At 57.8% G+C, this 19,178-nt stretch carries 13 protein-coding genes, 1 tRNA gene and 3 rRNA genes; all 17 read right to left on the bottom strand.

Going from position 1 to position 19,178, the window contains the following annotated elements; translation table 11 throughout:
- Positions 1 to 21: 21 nt before the first annotated feature.
- Positions 22 to 137, bottom strand: a 5S ribosomal RNA gene (gene rrf, locus DW943_RS05720).
- A 146-nt stretch (positions 138 to 283) separates the two neighbouring features.
- Positions 284 to 3,259 (bottom strand): 23S ribosomal RNA (locus tag DW943_RS05715).
- Positions 3,260 to 3,656: 397 nt separating this feature from the next.
- Positions 3,657 to 5,162: ribosomal RNA gene (locus tag DW943_RS05710) — 16S ribosomal RNA — on the bottom strand.
- Together the 16S, 23S and 5S rRNA genes form the textbook arrangement of a ribosomal RNA operon.
- 538 nt (positions 5,163 to 5,700) lie before the next feature.
- Positions 5,701 to 6,060, bottom strand: a complete 360-nt coding sequence (gene rplT, locus DW943_RS05705; RefSeq protein ID WP_022094123.1) for a 50S ribosomal protein L20 — start codon at positions 6,058 to 6,060, stop codon at positions 5,701 to 5,703.
- Between the two features lie 46 nt (positions 6,061 to 6,106).
- A complete protein-coding gene (gene rpmI / locus DW943_RS05700; protein WP_006234422.1) occupies positions 6,107 to 6,298 on the bottom strand; it encodes a 50S ribosomal protein L35 in 192 nt (63 codons plus the stop codon).
- Positions 6,299 to 6,330: 32 nt separating this feature from the next.
- Positions 6,331 to 6,900, bottom strand: coding sequence for a translation initiation factor IF-3 (infC, locus tag DW943_RS05695; RefSeq protein WP_006234423.1), 570 nt, complete (start codon positions 6,898 to 6,900; stop codon positions 6,331 to 6,333).
- 432 nt (positions 6,901 to 7,332) lie between these two features.
- A tRNA-Leu gene (locus DW943_RS05690) sits at positions 7,333 to 7,419 on the bottom strand.
- 39 nt (positions 7,420 to 7,458) lie between these two features.
- Positions 7,459 to 8,892, bottom strand: a complete 1,434-nt coding sequence (locus DW943_RS05685; RefSeq protein ID WP_117862442.1) for a transglutaminase-like domain-containing protein — start codon at positions 8,890 to 8,892, stop codon at positions 7,459 to 7,461.
- Positions 8,893 to 9,243: 351 nt separating this feature from the next.
- Positions 9,244 to 10,110, bottom strand: coding sequence for a class II fructose-1,6-bisphosphate aldolase (gene fba / locus DW943_RS05680; protein WP_117862441.1), 867 nt, complete (start codon positions 10,108 to 10,110; stop codon positions 9,244 to 9,246).
- Between the two features lie 188 nt (positions 10,111 to 10,298).
- On the bottom strand, positions 10,299 to 11,219 hold the full coding sequence (locus tag DW943_RS05675) for an AEC family transporter (RefSeq protein ID WP_117655166.1): 921 nt from the start codon (positions 11,217 to 11,219) through the stop codon (positions 10,299 to 10,301).
- Positions 11,219 to 12,652, bottom strand: a complete 1,434-nt coding sequence (locus DW943_RS05670; protein WP_117736935.1) for a glycoside hydrolase family 1 protein — start codon at positions 12,650 to 12,652, stop codon at positions 11,219 to 11,221. The genes DW943_RS05675 and DW943_RS05670 overlap by 1 nt, the downstream gene beginning before the upstream one ends.
- 66 nt (positions 12,653 to 12,718) lie before the next feature.
- Positions 12,719 to 14,182, bottom strand: coding sequence for a glycoside hydrolase family 1 protein (locus DW943_RS05665; protein WP_117655168.1), 1,464 nt, complete (start codon positions 14,180 to 14,182; stop codon positions 12,719 to 12,721).
- A gap of 97 nt (positions 14,183 to 14,279) precedes the next feature.
- Positions 14,280 to 15,590, bottom strand: coding sequence for a PTS sugar transporter subunit IIC (locus tag DW943_RS05660; RefSeq protein ID WP_117862440.1), 1,311 nt, complete (start codon positions 15,588 to 15,590; stop codon positions 14,280 to 14,282).
- A 96-nt stretch (positions 15,591 to 15,686) separates the two neighbouring features.
- Positions 15,687 to 15,995, bottom strand: coding sequence for a PTS sugar transporter subunit IIB (locus DW943_RS05655; protein ID WP_117655170.1), 309 nt, complete (start codon positions 15,993 to 15,995; stop codon positions 15,687 to 15,689).
- Between the two features lie 63 nt (positions 15,996 to 16,058).
- Positions 16,059 to 16,379 carry a PTS lactose/cellobiose transporter subunit IIA gene (locus tag DW943_RS05650; RefSeq protein ID WP_117655171.1) on the bottom strand — a complete coding sequence of 107 codons (321 nt, stop codon included), beginning with the start codon at positions 16,377 to 16,379 and terminating at the stop codon, positions 16,059 to 16,061.
- 12 nt (positions 16,380 to 16,391) lie between these two features.
- Entirely contained in the window at positions 16,392 to 18,320 is a 1,929-nt protein-coding gene (locus tag DW943_RS05645; protein WP_117655215.1) for a BglG family transcription antiterminator, read from the bottom strand.
- Positions 18,321 to 18,439: 119 nt separating this feature from the next.
- Positions 18,440 to 19,120, bottom strand: coding sequence for an MBL fold metallo-hydrolase (locus tag DW943_RS05640; protein ID WP_117862439.1), 681 nt, complete (start codon positions 19,118 to 19,120; stop codon positions 18,440 to 18,442).
- Positions 19,121 to 19,178: the final 58 nt, after the last annotated feature.

The raw sequence follows: 19,178 nt of genomic DNA, 5'->3' as shown, positions 1-19,178 counted from the left end.
GACGGCTCGGTGCCGTCCACCGGTCAGCGGCGCCCTGGCCTCCCACGGGCTGGCCCCGCAGTACTCTCGGCGCGATGGGGCTTAGCTTCCGGGTTCGGAACGGGACCGGGCGTGCCCCCCATGCTCTGGCCGCTGACCGGTGGGCGGCGCCCACCGTTACGGTGTCCTGGGTCTCATCTACGTGCCCTGGGGGCCGCATGGCGCATAGGAAAGGTCTGACTCGGGGGCATCCTCGTGCCCGGACCGCGCATGAGCGCTAGGTCCCGCGGGCCGCGAGGTGCGGTTCCGGAAGAGCTCGGGCGATTAGTGCGGCTCGGCTGAGGACGTCGCCGCCCTTGCACCTGCCGTCTATCGACCAGGTAGTCTACCTGGGCCCTTACCGGAAGGAGAACTAATCCCTGGAACGGCTTCCCGCTTAGATGCCTTCAGCGGTTATCCGCGCCGCACGCGGCTACCCGGCCGTGCCGTTGGTCGACAACCGGTTCACCGGAGGTGCGTCCACCCCGGTCCTCTCGTACTGGGGGCAGCCTCCATCGATTCTCCTGCGCCCACGGAGGATAGGGACCGAACTGTCTCACGACGTTCTGAACCCAGCTCGCGTACCGCTTTAAACGGCGAACAGCCGTACCCTTGGGACCTGCTCCAGCCCCAGGATGCGATGAGCCGACATCGAGGTGCCAAACCTTGCCGTCGATGTGGACTCTTGGGCAAGATCAGCCTGTTATCCCCGGAGTACCTTTTATCCGTTGAGCGACGGCCCACCCACTCGGGGCCGCCGGATCACTAGAGCCTGCTTTCGCACCTGCTCGGCTTGTGGGCCTCGCAGTCAAGCCCGCTTGTACTCTTGCATTCAAAAGGACGGTTGCCGACCGTCCCGAGCGGACCTTCGCGCGCCTCCGTTACCCTTTAGGAGGCGACCGCCCCAGTCAAACTGCCCGCCTGGCACGGTCCCCGAGCCGGTCGACGGCCTCGGGTTAGGACGCCGGTCGCGCGAGGGCAGTATTCCAAGGGCGGCTCCCCGGGGGCTGGCGCCTCCGGATCTGTGCCTCCTGCCTATCCTCTACACGCGGGACCAGCGGCCAATGCCAAGCTGCAGTGAAGGTTCACGGGGTCTTTCCGTCCTTCCGCGGGTAAGTCGCATCTTCACGACCAGTGCAATTTCACCGGGTCCATGGTCGAGACAGCGCCCAAGTCGTTGCGCCTTTCGTGCAGGTCGGAACTTACCCGACAAGGAATTTCGCTACCTTAGGACCGTTATAGTTACGGCCGCCGTTTACCGGGGCTTGGCTTCGGGGCTTCGCCTTGCGGCTAACTCCTCCGCGTGACCTTCCGGCACCGGGCAGGCGTCAGACCCTATACGTCGCCTTGCGGCTTCTGCAGAGTCCTGTGTTTTTGGTAAACAGTCGCTTGGGCCTCTCCACTGCGGCCCGCCTCCGCTCCCCGGGCAAGCCGGTTCACGTACGCGCGGGCACCCCTTCTCCCGAAGTTACGGGGCCATTGTGCCGAGTTCCTTGACCATGGTTGACCCGATCGCCTCGGTATGTTCTACCCACCCACCTGTGTCGGTTTGCGGTACGGGCGCGCACGCGCCTGCCTAGGGGTTTTTCTAGGGACCTCGGGCTCACTCGCTTCGCTCAGATGCTTCGTCCGGAGCCTCGCCCTGTATGCGGACCGGATTTCCCTGGTCCGCGGGCCGCGCTCCATCACGGGGACGTCCAGAACCCCGCCGAGCCACCCCCATCCGTCGCCCCGTCGGTCGTAGCGCCGCGTGCGCGGTGCAGGAATGTCTGCCTGCTGCGCGTCGGCTACGCCTCCCGGCCTCGCCTTAGCCCCCGACTGACCCTGGGAGGATTAGCCTTGCCCAGGAAACCTCGGGTTCACGGCGGACGAGTTACTCTCTCGTCTCTCGCTACTCATGCCAGCATTCTCACTCCCATGCGCTCCACCGCCGGTCGCCCGGCGGCTTCGCCGCCCATGGGAAGCTCCCCTACCGATTCTATATAGATAAAATCCCGCCGCTTCGGTGTCCAGCTTAGCCCCGTGTATTGTCGGCGCATGTCCACTCGACCAGTGAGCTGTTACGCACTCTTTGAATGCATGGCTGCTTCTAAGCCAACATCCTGGTTGTCTGGGCGGACGCACATCCTTTGCCACTCGGCTGGAACTTGGGGACCTTAGCGGGCGGTCCGGGCTGTTTCCCTCTCGAGCACACAGCTTAGCCCACATGCTCTGACTGCCGCGCTCTGGGCCGCCGGCATTCGGAGTTCGGTTGGATTCGGTAGGCGGCGAAGCCCCCTCGTCCATCCGGTGCTCTACCTCCGGCGGTGAACGCGCGACGCTAGCCCTAAAGCTATTTCGGGGAGAACGAGATATCTCCGGGTTTGATTGGCCTTTCACCCCTATCCGCAGGTCATCGCCGCCGTTTTCAACCGACGTGCGTTCGGCCCTCCACGGGGTCTTACCCCCGCTTCAGCCTGCCCACGGATAGCTCACCCGGCTTCGCGTCCGCGGCGCGGGACTCAAGTCGCCCTGTTAAGGCTCGCTTTCGCTCCGGCTCCCTTTCGGTTAACCTCGCCCCGCGCCAGCGACTCGCTGGCTCATTCTACAAAAGGCACGCCGTCACACCCCGAAGGGTGCTCCGACTGCTCGTGGGCGCACGGTTTCAGGTACTGTTTCACTCCCCTCCCGGGGTGCTTTTCACCTTTCCCTCACGGTACTGGTGCGCTATCGGTCACAGGGTAGTACTCAGGCTTGGATGGTGGTCCACCCAGGTTCGGACCGGGTTTCACGTGCCCGGCCCTACTCAGGGACCGCGTCGCGCCGTCCGGTCTGGGTTCGCGTACGGGGCTGTCACCCGCTGCGGCCGGCCCTCCCATGCCGTTCCGCTCCCCAGCCGGACCTGCGCCCGGGGGCGGCAGCCCCCGGATGCGCGGCCCTGCAACCCCGTCGGCGGAACCCCTGCCGGGTACGCCCGCTCGACGGTTTGGCCATCGGTCCCCTTTCGCTCGCCGCTACTCGGGGAGTCTCGAGATTGATTTCCTCTCCTCCGGGTACTTAGATGTTTCAGTTCCCCGGGTTGTCCTCCCGGCCCCTATGTGTTCGGGGTGGGGATATCCACACCTCTGTGGATGGGTTCGCCCATTCGGAGACCCCCGGGTCGAAGGATGTGTGCTCCTCGCCGGGGATTATCGCAGCTTGCCGCGTCCTTCATCGGCTCCCTGTGCCAAGGCATCCGCCGTGCGCCCGTGGTATCTTGCGGGACCGCTCTCGGGCCCGCGGGATATCCACGTGTCGCTAAAATTAATTAATCGATATCATGAATAGCGCTCGTATGTCGCAATTCGGGTATCTCATACCGCGGCACAGTGTCTTGACTGTGCTCGCGATCAGATGCTCCTCACTCATATATAAGTGAATTCTTCTTGTTTGGATCGGATGAATGATTGCTATCATTCTGTCTTTAAATCGCAGAAAAGAATCGAGTCTGGAAGAATGATCTTCCATCTCTCTCCTATCGCTATGCGGCTCTCAAGGTACGCGGGTGCGACCCCGGGGACCGGGTGCTGCGGGGACTTCCTCCGGGCGACATCCACCGGACGGGCTCCTGCCCTCTATTCGAGTTAAAGTGTTTTCTCTCTAAGAATTTATCTCCCTAGAAAGGAGGTGATCCAGCCGCACCTTCCGGTACGGCTACCTTGTTACGACTTCACCCCCCTCACCCTCCACACCTTCGGCGCCTCCCCCCTTGCGGTTGGGCCGGCGACTTCGGGTGCAGACGACTCGGGTGGTGTGACGGGCGGTGTGTACAAGGCCCGGGAACGCATTCACCGCGGCATGCTGATCCGCGATTACTAGCAACTCCGACTTCATGGGGGCGGGTTGCAGCCCCCAATCCGAACTGGGGCCGGCTTTCCGGGATCCGCTCCCCCTCGCGGGGTGGCATCCCTCTGTACCGGCCATTGTAGCACGTGTGCAGCCCAGGGCATAAGGGGCATGATGACTTGACGTCGTCCCCGCCCTCCTCCGCCTTGACGGCGGCGGTCCCGCGTGGGTTCCCGGCATCACCCGATGGCAACACGCGGCGGGGGTTGCGCTCGTTGCGGGACTTAACCCAACATCTCACGACACGAGCTGACGACAGCCATGCACCACCTGTATGGGCTCCTCTCGGCCACGGGGTCTCCCCCGCTTCACCCATATGTCAAGCCCTGGTAAGGTTCTTCGCGTTGCTTCGAATTAAGCCACATGCTCCGCTGCTTGTGCGGGCCCCCGTCAATTCCTTTGAGTTTTAGCCTTGCGGCCGTACTCCCCAGGCGGGACGCTTAATGCGTTGGCTGCGGCACGGGGGGATCGTCCCCCCACACCTAGCGTCCATCGTTTACGGCTGGGACTACCAGGGTATCTAATCCTGTTCGCTCCCCCAGCTTTCGCGCCTCAGCGTCGGTCTCGGCCCAGAGGGCCGCCTTCGCCACCGGTGTTCCACCCGATATCTGCGCATTCCACCGCTACACCGGGTGTTCCACCCTCCCCTACCGGACCCAAGCCGCGGAGGTTCCGGGGGCTTCGGGGGGTTGAGCCCCCCGCTTCGACCCCCGGCCTGCCGGGCCGCCTACGCGCGCTTTACGCCCAATGAATCCGGATAACGCTCGCCCCCTACGTATTACCGCGGCTGCTGGCACGTAGTTAGCCGGGGCTTCTTCTGCAGGTACAGTCTTGACTCTTCCCTGCTGAAAGCGGTTTACGACCCGAAGGCCTCCGTCCCGCACGCGGCGTCGCTGCGTCAGGGTTCCCCCCATTGCGCAAGATTCCCCACTGCTGCCTCCCGTAGGAGTCTGGGCCGTGTCTCAGTCCCAATCTGGCCGGTCGGTCTCTCAACCCGGCTACCCGTTGTCGGCACGGTGGGCCGTCACCCCGCCGTCTACCTGATGGGCCGCGGAGCCATCCCCTCCCGTCGGGGCTTTAGCCGGGGTGCCATGCGGCACCCCGGGGTATCCGGTATTACCCGTCCTTTCGGGCGGCTATCCCGGGGGAGGGGGCAGGTTCTCCACGTGTTACTCAGCCGTTCGCCACTCGCTTCCCTCCGGAGAGGGGTGCCGTTCGACTTGCATGTGTTAGGCGCGCCGCCAGCGTTCATCCTGAGCCAGGATCGAACTCTCCGTCCAAAATATTCTGGGCTTCGAGCCCGTCCGGTCCTCTCAGTCCATCGCTGATCGGTTCCGTTCGATTCATATGGTTCTGTATAGGAAAAGGAATTTCTCGGGGCCGCCTCTCGGCGGCCTTGCGAAAAACAAATCCAAGTTAGACCATTTCAAATGGTTCGATGTCTGCCCGGATGCGACACTGAATGTGTCCATCCTCGCAGTATCCGGTTCTCAAGGTGCACGCCTGGCGGCTGATCCGGTCCGACCGGGCCGCGCGGCAAGGAGATATATTGCCAGACCGCGAAGCCGTGTGGGACGTCAATTCCACTCTTCACAAGTCCTACACAATCTATGGCTTTCTATATAGGAAGTAGAAAGTCGAGTGCAGCAAGACCGCACGTATCAGATGATGACCCTTCGGTTAAGAGATATATAGAGATCGGTCACCTGTAAGTGCTTATCTACCCGCGCTTTTAGCTATGTAAACCAGCGCTTTCGATAAAAAAAGAGGGAGTGCCGCGCACAGTGCGACACTCCCCTAGCGATTCAACAGAATCTATTAGGCCTCGAGGGCTTTCTTGGCAATGGCAGCCAGCTCGTTGAAGGACTCGATGTCCTCGTAAGCCATCTGAGCCAGGACCTTACGGTCGAGCTCGATGCCGGCAACCTTCAGGCCGTGCATGAACTGAGAGTAAGAGATGTCGTTCAGGCGAGCAGCAGCGTTGATACGGGTGATCCAGAGAGAACGGATCTCGCGCTTCTTGTTGCGGCGATCACGATACTGATACTGCAGGGAGTGCTGGACCTGCTCTTTAGCATGCTTGTAAGTACGCGAAGCGGCACCGTAGTAACCCTTCGCACGGTGCATAACGGTACGGCGCTTCTTCTTGGCGGCAACAGCGCGCTTAATACGTGCCATGTTCTATCAACTCCTAGACGGTAAAACGAAAAACGGGAACGCGAACTTAGGCGAGACGCGACTTGATGACCTTGCGGTCGGCAGCGGCGATCTCGGTCTCCTGACGGAAGCCACGCTTACGCTTGGTGGACTTCTTGCTCAGGATGTGGCTCTTGAAAGCCTTGGCGCGCATAAGCTTGCCGGTACCAGTCTTGCGGAAACGCTTCTTGGTGCCGCTGTGGGACTTCATCTTAGGCATGAAATACTCCTTAATCGGTTACAGAACACTAGTTACTTGGTATCGCTTGCCGCTTTATCCTCATCGAAGGCGCCCTTAATCGGGGCGAGCAGCATAAGCATGTTACGGCCTTCCATCTTAGGCTTGGACTCGACCGTAGCGTAAGGCTTGAGATCCTCGGCGAGACGCTCGAGAACGTTAAGACCCTGCTCCGGGTGAGCCATCTCACGGCCGCGGAACATGATGGTGATCTTAACGCGTGCGCCCTTCTTGAGGAAACGCAGAACATGGCCCTTCTTGGTCTCGTAATCGCCAACGTCAATCTTGGGTCGGAACTTCATTTCCTTGACCTCGACCTTGGACTGGTTCTTACGAGCGGCCTTGGCCTTCATGGCCTGCTGGTACTTGAACTTACCGTAGTCCATGACCTTGCAGACCGGCGGCTCCGCGTTGGGAGCGATCTCGACCAGGTCGAGACCCTGATCGTCAGCGACGCGCTGGGCATCGCGGATGGCGAACAGGCCGAGCTGAGAGCCATCGACGCCAATCAAACGGCACGAAGATGCAGTGATCTCGTCGTTGATGCGGGTGTCATCAGACTTAGCTATTTTCCCTACCTCCATTCATAAAAAAATAACCCGGCGCTTCTTTGCAACCAGGTCGTACACATAGACATCCTCAATATGAGGAAGGGAATCTAAGTTGTATGACCAGTCAGCTGCTCATTGGCGCCAAAAGGTGGGAACCCTCGGGTTCCTCTTTAAGGCATTGCGGGAACAACGCCTTGGCGATAATAACACGTACCGCGCGTTATCACATTACGTACACGAAAAAGGGAGCCTTGACCCCCTTGAACGTCCACTTGCATGTATGGTGCCCGAGGCGAGACTCGAAGGGCCTTCGCTTCGCGAAGCCCCGGGCTTCGGGCGCATGGCGCCCTCGCCACGCTCCGCTACAAACAGGCCACAGGCCTGTTTGCTTAACGCTCCGCGCGCTCACGCGAGTTCGGCACGAAAAAGGGGGCCTTGACCCCCTTGAACGCTCACTTGCATGTATGGTGCCCGAGGCGAGACTCGAACTCGCACGTTGTTGCCAACGGTGGATTTTGAGTCCACTGCGTCTGCCAATTCCGCCACTCGGGCACGTAATGCGTGAGTTAGTTTATCACAGCTTTCTGTTGATTAGTCCGAAAATGGAACTTCAAGCATTTCGATGAGTTCGACCGTGCGAAGCATCTCGCGCCGACGGCATCCGCGTCCGTTAACCGAGGCTTCGCCCATCTGGTTGTCATAGGGATCCTCGCGCATGCCATCGAAAGCAGGCACAAATTCAGCCTGGAATCGATTGTTGGCCACCATGCGCCACGGGTCGAGATTGCCAAAGTAGTGACGACGACGCCACTCCTCCCCCATCCTGCGTGCCGAGGAACCAAACGATACGTCGGCGTTAAGCCAACCGGTCTGTGGCGTATAGAACTCAGCCCAATCGTGCGGCCCCACCGAATCGGGCGCAACATACAGGCCGCTCTGCCAACGGGCGGGAACGCCCGCAATGCGGCACATGGTGATAAACGTGAGCGCCATAACGCCACAATCGCCGCGGAGCGAGTGTGCACAGTCGTCGGCAATAGATCCCAAAAGCAGGTACGGTGGCTGATAGCGATAGTCGATACGCTGTGTCAGGTAATCATAGATAGCACGAGCGCGATCGAGCGGATCATCGAGCCCGTCAATAACACGCTCCGTCAACTGTCGCAGGTACGGCGTAAACACAATATGCGGACGGTCCTCGGAGGTGTCCACGGGCAGTGGCGCGTCCATGCAAGGATGCATCGGAAGCGTACCCCCATAGACATCACGATAAGCGGCATCAATTTGATAGCGATAGGTCACCGAGAATGAGCGCTCACTCGAAGAAGACCACGAGGCGGTACGCGCCGAAGCATTCGCGGGGGCAACAGCACCCTCCGGCGTCATATCGAGAACCTCGATATGAGACTGTTGACGACAGGCGGCGGCAACGGGTAGCCACGCGCGAACAGTCTCTCCATCTAGAGCACCGGGGACAGACACGGACGCTTTAAGCGTAATGACGCGAGCCAATCCGTTTTGTGACTCCATCTCCTTGAGCATCTCGTTGCGCAGTGCTATTCCGCCCGTAGAATCGGGCCGCATGCCGGGAACCTCTTTGGGATATACGCGAAGCGAATCGAGGAAGTTGTCGAGAACGAACAGTTCGCCATCGATAAAGCGCCAGTCAATACGCTTACGATTAATCAGGTCATCAAACTGCTCTTCGGTAAACTCTGGCCACTCCTCGCGAATCATCGCAATAGCCTGATCGCGCGACACCGAAAAATGAAGCGGCGTCTCGAGCATGCGATACCGCTCGGCACGAACACAAGCAGCCAGCGAAGGTTCGGGGTTCTGCTCCAGAAGGCGATCGCAGGCAGCAACAGCCTGCATCAAATACCCGGCATCCTTAAGACGAAGAATCTCAGGCGGTAGCCCAATATCGAGATGGCGAAAATCATCACTGCAAACATCAACAGAGCAGCCAACAGGACCCTCGTCAATAACCTTCCCATCCGAAGGCAGTACATTAATAACAGCCATACCAAAACTCCAAGTCACTAGAACGCTTGAAGCCCATTGTAGCGAGATAAAAAGAAAGCCCCAACAAGGGAGCCATCAACACCGCTGAACGGTAACCATATAACTAAAATCAGACCAGTAACCCTGTAGCAAGTTAACAAAGGAGGCCCCGTTTCCCCGGAGCTGTTTCCGTCGCGCGACTTCTGGCAAAGCCAGTAGCCATCTTAATTCAGACTCGTAACCCTGCGGCGTTAAACGAAGGAAGCCCCGTCCCCCGGAGCTGTTTTCTTGGCGCGACTTCTGGCAAAGCCAGGTGAGCGCAAAGAAAACAGTGTAGGGGGACGGGGCTTCCGGCGGGAAGTTTAGCGACGCTTACGCCTTGTTGACGGAGCCAAACTCCTCCATGAGCTCCTTGGTGCGGGCAACGATGTTGTCGCGACCAGGCTTGAGGAGCTTGCGGGGGTCAAAGCCCTTGCCCTGCTGATCCTTGCCAGCCTCGATGTACTCGCGGACGCCCTTGGCAAAGACGAGCTGCAGGTCGGTGTTGACGTTGATCTTGGAGATGCCCAGGGAGATGGCCTTCTTGATCTGATCCTCGGGGATGCCGGTGCCACCGTGCAGAACGAGGGGCAGGTCACCGGTCTGGGCCTTAATCTCGCCCAGACGCTCGAAGGAAAGACCAGCCCAGTCGGAGGGGTACACGCCGTGGATGTTGCCGATGCCGCAGGCGAGGAAGTCGACACCCAGGTCAGCGATCTGCTTGCACTCAGCAGGATCAGCGAGCTCGCCGCTGGAGGTCACGCCGTCCTCGGTGCCGCCGATGCCGCCGACCTCGGCCTCGATGGACATGCCCTTGGAGTGGGCAAGCTCAACGAGCTCCTTGGTGCGGTCGAGGTTAAGCTGGAAGGTCTCCTCGTGAGAGCCGTCATACATGATGGACGTGAAGCCGGCCTCGATGCACTTGAAGCAGTCCTCGTAAGAACCGTGATCGAGGTGAAGGGCGACGGGAACGGTAACGCCCGTGGCCTCGACGGCAGCCTTGACCATGTCGGCGCAGACCTTGAAACCGCCCATCCACTTAGCGGCACCAGCGGTGCACTGAAGGATCAGCGGAGACTTGGCCTCCTCGGCGGCTTGGAGAATAGCCAGGGTCCACTCGAGGTTGTTGGTGTTGAAGGCACCAAGACCGTACTTGCCGGCCTCGGCCTTCTTGAGCATGTCTGCTGCGTTGACGAGCATAAAAGAAACCTCCTGTAAGGTTGCTCCGATAACGCCTGAGATTTTACCACGGCGCACCCGGGCATAAACGTTCGTTTGTTCACGAATATGGGTACTTTAGCGATTTTTTATACCGCCTGCCGCCTCAGAACGGCCGTTGACGAGTTTGGGGGGTTGACGTTATTGTCAACCCCCCAAATACCAACCAGCTATACGATCACCAAAGACGCGAGCTCAAGCATGATGGGCATGGCGACGAGCGACAGAATCGTGGACAGCGTCACCAAACCGATTCCAAACTTATAGTTGCCGCCGTATTTCTCGGACAAGATGGCCGCGAACGATGCGACAGGTGCACCGAGAGCGATAAGCATCGTGAGGCGAACCTTGGCATCAATCCACGGGAAGAGCGCCAATATGCCAACAACGATCGCCGGGATGATGACGAGTCTCACCAAGCTAACGAGATAGGCCTTTTTGCTCGTAACGACAGCGCGCATATCGCTCTGCGCCAAATAGGCTCCAAGCACAAGCATCACAAGGCCCGTATTGAGCGCACCCAGGTCATCGAGAATCGTCGCCATCAACGCGGGCGGATGGATTGAAAAGAAAAAGCAAACAAGACCAATCAAGATCATGATGAGATTGGGGTTAGTAATGCAGTTCTTAAAGGACATCTGGCTCTTATCACCCGAAACCAACCATACGCCATACGTCCAAATGAAAAACGTGAGGCATGAGACTCCGATGGAGAGGTAGAAGACGTATTCGGACCCGAACACGCCCATAACAATGGGAACCCCGATAAAGCCGCTGTTGGAGAAGATGGCACCGTAACGGGCGACACCATCCTCCTTTTTAAAAAACAGACGCGTGAGCGGAATCGAAATTAGTGTGACCACAACGGTAAGCACAAAGCAAAATCCCGCGTCGCGGATCATGTTGGGTTCGAAGTCGACCATAAGGGTTCTCAGCGTAATGCAGGGATACGCCACATAGATGACCACATTGGCCATCTGGCTCGTGCCCTTGCGGTCGATAATCTTCATGCGGTAGAGAAAATAGCCGATCGCCATCAGGATAAACATGATGACGATCTGACTGATAAGCGCGGCAACCGCTCCTCCCATTACAGCTCCTCGCCGTTGGTCTCAATAACCTTCTTGTACCAGTAGAAGCTCTTTTTACGCGAGCGCTCCATAGTACCGGTGCCGTCATCGTGCTTATCGACATAAACAAACCCGTAGCGCTTGGCCATCTCTCCATCGGCATTGCTCACCAGGTCGATGCAGCCCCAAGGCGTGTAGCCCCAGACCTCAACACCATCCTTGATGGCCTCGGCCATGGCCTTGATGTGATCGCGCAAGTACTCGATACGATAGTCGTCGTCGATGGATCCATCCGGATTGACCTCGTCGCAGCAGCCGAGGCCGTTCTCAACCACCATAATGGGAATTTGATAGCGCTCGTACACCTGGTTGAGCATGATACGCAGACCCATAGGGTCGATTGGCCACTCCCATGCAGTCTCCTTGAGGTAAGGATTCTTGGCGCCCCCGAGAAGGTTACCGCTCGTCTCCTCGGCAGGGTCAGTGCTTGCGCACTGGCTCTGATAGTAGCTGTGCGTATAGAAATCGACCGTACCCTCTTTGAGAATCTTACGGTCCTCGTCGGTGATATCGAGCGTCACGCCCTCCTCGTCCCAGATGCGCTGGGCAAAGTAGGGGTACTCGCCGCGCACTTGGACATCTGAACAGTAGTAGTTGCGATACTGGTTACGCTCGCGGGCAAGCTCGACGTCCGCAGGATTGGGCGTGAGCGGATAGGCCAGCATGTAGGCAATCATACAACCCATCTTGTTGTCGGGGTCGATCTCGTGCCCCGCCTTGACCGCAAGAGCACTTGCGACAAACTGATGGTGCAGCGCCTGCAAACGCTTCTGCGGGTCATCTTTCTGATGGCGAAGGTCAAAGGAGCCCGGATTCAGAATGCCGAGACTCATGTAGTTGCCAAGGGACATCATGCCGCAATTGATCTCGTTGAACGTGAGCCAGTAGCGACACTTGCCCTTGAAATGCTCCATGACGGTCTTGGCATACTTCACGTAGCAGTCAATAGCCTCGCGCGAAGCCCAGCCATCGACTTTCTGGCACATGGCAAAAGGCATCTCGTAATGACTCAGCGTCACGAGCGGTTCGATGCCGTACTTATGGCACTCGTCCATCACGCAATCGTAAAACGCAAGGCCAGCCGCGTTGGGCTCATCTTCGAATCCCGTTGGGAAGACGCGAGGCCAGTTCATCGAGAAACGAAAGACCTTGAATCCCATCTCGGCGAGCAAGGCGATGTCCTCTTTGTAGTGATGGTAGAAATCGACACCATCGTGACAGGGATAGAGCTTGTTGGGGTCGAGCTCGGGCGTGATCTCGCGCGGGTGGTGATGGTTGCCGTTAGTGGCCATATCCATGCAACTCGGACCCTTGCCGTCTACGTCCCAGGCTCCCTCGAACTGATTGGCAGCAGTCGCGCCGCCCCAAAGAAAGTCTTTTGGAAAAACACCCATGGTCGTCCTCTTTTCTATAGGAAACGGGCCGTCATCGCGACGGCCCTCACACTTGTTGAATGAAAGCTAGTCGAGGTCAGCACCGTTGGTGGCGATAACCTTCTGGTACCAATCGAAGCTCTTCTTCTTAGAGCGTGCATAGGTACCGTTGCCCTCATTGTCGAGGTCAACATAGATAAAGCCGTACCGTTTGTCCATTTCGCACGTCGACATCGAGACCAGGTCGATGCACCCCCACGGGGTATAGCCCATCACGTCGACACCTTCCTCGATAGCAGCGCCGATGGCCTTAATGTGCTCACGGAAGTAGTCGATGCGATAGTCATCGTCAATCGTGCCGTCTTCGTTGACCTTATCGTAGGCGCCAAGACCGTTCTCGACGATAAAGAGCGGCTTATGGTAGCGGTCCTGCATATCGATCAACGCGTAGGTGAGGCCATCGGGGTCGACCTGCCAACCCCAGTCAGAAATGGGCAGGAAGGGGTTCTTGACGCCGGTAGCAAGGTTTCCTCCGACTTTCTCGCGCTTGTCCGCATCAATGGAGTCAACCATCGACATGTAATAAGAAAACGAGACGAAGTCGACCGGATACTGCTTGAGAATGGCCTCGTCACCCATGCCGAACTCGACGTGGATGCCCTTGCGCTTCCAATAGTTGAGCACATGCTGCGGATACTCGCCAAGTACCTGGACATCGCTATAGAAGTAGTTATCGCGGTTGTCCTTCTGCGCAAGCAGCATGTTTTTGGGATTGCAGTTCTCGGGATAGGTGAGGGTGCGCGTGACCATGCAGCCCATCTGAGCACCGGGAACCATCTCGTGCAGCATCTTGGTGGCAAGGGCGCTCGCCACAAACTGATTGTGCACGCACTGGTAGATAAGCTCCTCGCGCTTATCCTCGGGATAACGCTCGGTGCAAACGCCGATCGTGGTCCAGGGGTGGCGGAACACAGAGTCGATCTCATTGAATGTGAGCCAATAGGTAACGTACTTTCCAAACTCGCGGAAGCAGACTTCGCAGAAGCGCAAGAAGAAGTCGATGACTTCGCGCTTGCCCCAACCATCGTAGTGGTTTGCCAAATAGAGCGGCATCTCGTAGTGGTGAAGCGTCACAAGTGGCTCAATGCCCGCATCCTTCATGGTGCGGAACAGGTCGCGGTAGTAGTCGATGCCGGCCTGGAGCGGCTCTTCCTCTGTACCCGTGGGGAACAGGCGAGTCCACTGGATGGATACGCGCAGCGTCTTGAAGCCCATCTCCTGGAAAAGCGCAATGTCCTCCTTGTAGCGATGAAAGAAGTCGATGCCGTGACGCTTGGGGTACACGTGGATATCGGTCGAAGCCTCGGCCTCCTTGATCTGTTCGTCAGTGATGCCGTGAAGGGCCGCGTAGTCCTTTTTGTCGACCTTGGGCTTATAGGTGGTGCAGTCGGCGACCGAAAGGCCCTTGCCATCCACATCCCAAGCACCCTCGCACTGGTTGGCGGCAGTGGCACCGCCCCACAAAAAGCCTTCTGGGAACACGTAGCTCATAGTTATCTCCTTAGTTAAAAAGAGGGGCACGGCGCTCCCGTGCACCGCGCCCCTCGAAGTTACAGGCATATTATCGGACAGCCGATAGGTGTAGCCATTAGGCCTGAGCAGCCTCTTCCTGCTCCTTCTTGGCCAGCTTGCTGTTGGCGAGGACGAAGGGGATCCAGATAAGGACGCCCACGACGAGCTCGACGACTTGGACCACAACACCCTGCCAGCCATGGCCAACAAAGGCATTAAGCAGGATGGGCACACCAAAGGGCACGTCAACGGTGTTGCAGGGAAGGAAGCCGATAGAGGTGGCGAACATGGCGATGGCGACGCAGATACCGGAACCAAAGGCAAACGGAATCGCGTAGATCGGGTTCAAGACCAGAGGGATACCGAAGACGACGGGCTCGGAGATGCCGCAGATGCCAGGCAGGAAACCGAGCTTGGCGATAGCCTTTTCCTCATCGCGCTTGGAGCACAGGAAAATAGCGATGATGAGGCAGAGGGTCATACCGGCGCCACCGGGAGCAACGAAGCAGTTCCAAAAACCCATGGTGAACGGAGAATCGGGCATGGTGCCAGCGGCAAGGGCGGCGGTGTTGGCGGCGATTGCGGCATTGAACATGGGGTTGCGCACCGGGGAAACAATGAGACCGCCATGGATACCGAGAACCCAGAAGAGCTGGGACACGACAACGATGATGACAACGCCAGCCGGAGTCTTGAAGGCCGCCTCGAGCGGAGCCTGCATAAGGCCGTAGATCCAATCGTTGATATAGGAGCCGGAAAGGGCCTGGAAGCCAAGGCCGAAGATAGCGCTCACGACGAGGACAATAAAGACCGGGATCATAACGTTGAAGGACTGGGAGATACCAGAGGGAACCGAAGGAGGCATCTTGATCTTGATCTGGTCGATCTTAGAGAGCCAGCAGAAAAGCGAACCGAACACAACGGCCGTGATCATGCCGACAAAAAGACCCTGAGCGCCCATCTGAGTGGTAAGAAGACCAGACACCGGAGCCTCGAGAGCCGTGCCGGCACCGTCGACCTTGATAGAGGTGCAAATCATGGAGATGTAGGCCGCCACGGAGACGAGCGCCGTCGGATACTCCGGAGCCTTCTTGGCACGGGCCAGGTAAAGGCCAATCAGGAAGGTGATGGGCACCGTCATGAAGGACATGGTGCAGTAGTTGATAGCGGAAAATGCCGGCTCAAGCCCCGCGAGCGCGGGCACCCATTGTGCAAGCCCCGTCGTGGTGGAAGAGACCAACGTCTTGAGCAGCGTGCCCATAGAACCCACGATAACGAAGGGCATAAACGCGGTAAAGGCATCCTTAATTGCGGAGAGATATACGTTGTCGCCTACTTTTTCTGCGACAACCATCATCACATCTTCGAATTTCTCGGAGAAAGCCATATGATGTACCTGCTTTCGAAAGTTAATGACGTGCTTTCGGATGTAGACCGCTGTCGAGTGCTAGTCGCACAGCGGCGATTTTGGGCTATTGAGCCCTTATGCCTTGGCGACCAGGTCCTCCGCCTGCTTGAGGACCTTGGCGCCATCGCAGCTGCCGTAGGCAACCGGATCGATTACGGCAACGGGAGCTTTGCCGTCAACGACTTTGGTGAGCTTGCGCTGAAGATGGCGGACCTGCGGGCCAAGCAGCAAAACGTCAAAGTTTCCGAGTTCCTCGGCAACCTGGCCTTGCTCGACGGCCCAAATCTTGTAATCATCCTTGCCCTGGGCCTTAGCGGCCTCCTCCATCTTGCTCACAACGAGCGAGGTGCTCATACCAGCACAGCAAGCCAACATGATGTTCATAACGGACTCCTTTCAAAAGCGCTCATCTTGGGCGCCCGATTGACCAAACTCGGTATTTTAGGGTTACTTGCCCTCGTACTTATCGCGATAAAGCTCGATAAAGCGCTCGGCAAAATCACTCGCCATGATGGCCATCGTCAGATGGTCTTCGGCATGGATCAAGATGATGTTGATATCGACGGTATTGCCGTTCGCTTCAGCCTGAGTGAGCTCGAACTGCATCTTGTGGGCAGCGCTCATCTCGGACTGCGCCTCGGCGAGCTGTTTCTCGGCCTCTTCGAAATCGCCATCATGGGCGGCGTCGATTGCCATGAGCGCGGCGGACTTGGCGTTGCCCGCATGCAGGATGATTTGAAGGGCATTTTCATATTTGCTCTCGTCCATCGGTGTCTCCTTCTACTCGTTGTTGTCTGTTTTTCCATACATATTCAAAAGCTTGACGACGGTCTCCCATCGTTGGTTGTCGACAAGCCCCTGGATAGCCTCTTTGCTGGTAAGCATCTTGGCCATACTGCGGTAGAAACGGTCAAGCTTCTTGTCCTTAGCCTTTGAGACTGATACTAGAAAGACCGCCCGCACCGCTTGCCCGTTCCATTCGACCGGCTCGCGCAGCAGTCCAACGCAAACAAACGTCTCGTCCGTCACGGCCTTGACCGAATGGGGCATGGCGACCTGATTGCCAAAACTCGTCTGCGCGAGTTCCTCGCGACGCATGACCAGCTGCTTAAACTCGTCAGGCACGTTACGCATGGCGGCGACCTGCTCGCATAGAATTGAGATGACCTCGTTCTTGTCTGCAGCGACCATATCGGAGACAAAAAGGTCAGCCGAAAAATAAGGTGCAAGGTCACCGGTAACATTTGCACCGGCAAGAATCTCACGAACATCGTGCATATCATCGGCATCGAGAAAGAAGCTCACCTCGCGCACGGGCACCGGAAGCGCTCGATGCAGGGGCACCGTGGTAAAAACGTAATCGATACCCGTCATATCAATACTGTCGACATGGGAGGCATCGCAGGTCACAATCTTGTCCACGAGAGCACCGAACTCTTGGCGGTATCGGTACTCAAGGAGCTTGGCGCTTCCCTGTCCGCTCGCGCACACTACGAGGATATTCTTACGCGGGACCTCGCTCTTCTGGCGCTCAAGCGCCAAGGCGAAGGCGAGTGCGATATAGCCGATCTCGTCATCCGAAAGACGACTACCGTAGTGCTCGGCAAGGATGACCGACGAATCGAGTGCCATCGAATACGCGAGCGCGAATCTCTCCTTGATATCGGCAAGCAGCGGATTATCGATATGCATGCGATATTTGAGACGCACGGCAAGCGGAACGATATGACGCGCGAGGTTCATGCGGAGCTCAAGATCGCCGCGAAAATCAAAGTGATAGGAATCCCAGATGCACTCGAGCATCTCAGTGACCACATCCCAAACCTCGTCGGAAATTACGAGACCTTCATCTGCACCGTCGGAACTAGCATACAGAGATTGCTTTCCCGCAAGGTGAATGGCGATGTAGGCAACCTCCTCCTCTGGGAGCCGAATGTCGAAAGCTTTCTCGATACGCAAAGCCACACAACCGGCCACCGCAAACTCGCGCGCTGTACGCAGCTTCTCAATATGTTCGGCTTCGAGCGGGACGTAGCACTGCTCGCGGATTCGCCAAATGGCGACCGCGATATGAACCAGCAAGTTTTGATAGGCCGCTGAGTTGATTTGGAAGCCTTCCTCGGCAATGACCTCATTCACACAGGTGGCAATCGTGTCGAGGGTCACCTGGTTCTGAGAATCGCTCTCACGATGCTCTGCAAGCTTGTCGAGCGTAATGCTTGCCAAGCAGAGGCGACGCGACATCTCCGAGCCGCTCACGCGAATCCCGTAATGAGGACGCCGTTCAAGCTTGAGATCGAACTTGGCCAGCTGTGCCTCAACCCGCTTGAGATCGCCTGAAATAGCATTGCGGGATACATAGAGGATCTCCGAAAGATCGTCCAGGGTGATCCAGTCGACGCGACTCAACAGGTCGTTCAGCAAGTACTCAACGCGCCCCTCGCTCGTAGAGGGAATTGACTTGAGACCCCCATTGGATGCATCGTCCTTGATCGAGCGGTATGCGTCGCAATCGCTGATATTGAGGGTATAACCCCCGCCACGGTGTTTATGGATATGGGCCTGAGGCTCGAGGACAGCGTTGAGCTTCTTGACATAAGTACGAATCGTGCGATCGCTCACGCCAAACTCTTCGCAAAGACGAGCGGGCGAAACATCGTGATTAGCCTCTATGTAGTCAAGTACTTTTTGAACCTGTGAATCTAACACCAACGTTTCACCTCCCCGTATCTATCCGACAATTAGAAAGATACAAGGTTTATGAAAGGTGTTCCACAATCCCGATTTCCCCAGAAGTCGGAAGTCTCTTGGGTGGAAACGGAAACTGTCTAGCGCATGAACGGGTTGCACATGAGTTCACGCGCCATAGTGGTCGAGGGACCGTGGCCAGTCAAACAAACGGTATCGGGTGGAAGCATGTGGGCGAGCTTGGAGAGCGAGCGCAGAATCGCTGCCTCGTCGCCACCGGCAAGATCGGTGCGGCCGTGGCTGCCCGGGAATAGGGTGTCGCCCACAAAGGCAATGTTCCTCTGCTCAGTGGCGGCGAACAGAACGATGCCGCCCGGTGTGTGCCCGGGCACCTCAATTACCTGCAGGCAAATGTCGCCCAGCTCAATGGTGTCGCCCTCGGCAAGCAGCCGCGTCGGCTCACCTGGATCGGGCGTCTCGATGCCCCACATCGCTCGCTGCTCCTCGATATTCGCATGCGGCACTGCTGCGTCCTTGCCACACAGCTCGTACAGGGCGTCGGCGCCAACGGCGGCCCGAACTCCAGCGACACCGCCAACATGGTCGGCGTGACCGTGCGTGCAAACGGCGCCGAGCACCTGCACATCGGGGTGTTCGGCTCGAATATGCTCCACCAAGCGCTCGCCTTCCCATGCGGGATCGATAATCACGCACTCATTGTCCGTAATAACAGCATAGCTATTGGTCTGAATGGGACCGTTTACGAGCGTCTCGATCTCGACCGATCCCTTGGGAGTTAAATCCAAGGACGCAGCACCCATGTCCCTCTCCTCTCTATAGAACTCGAGGCATCAAACGATGCCTCGAGTGTAGCGAATA

This window comes from Collinsella sp. AM44-11 (assembly GCF_003467145.1).
Taxonomy (GTDB): Bacteria; Actinomycetota; Coriobacteriia; order Coriobacteriales; family Coriobacteriaceae; genus Collinsella.
The sequence above is the reverse complement of the archived record's forward strand: the minus strand, read 5'-3'. Positions and strand labels throughout refer to the sequence as shown.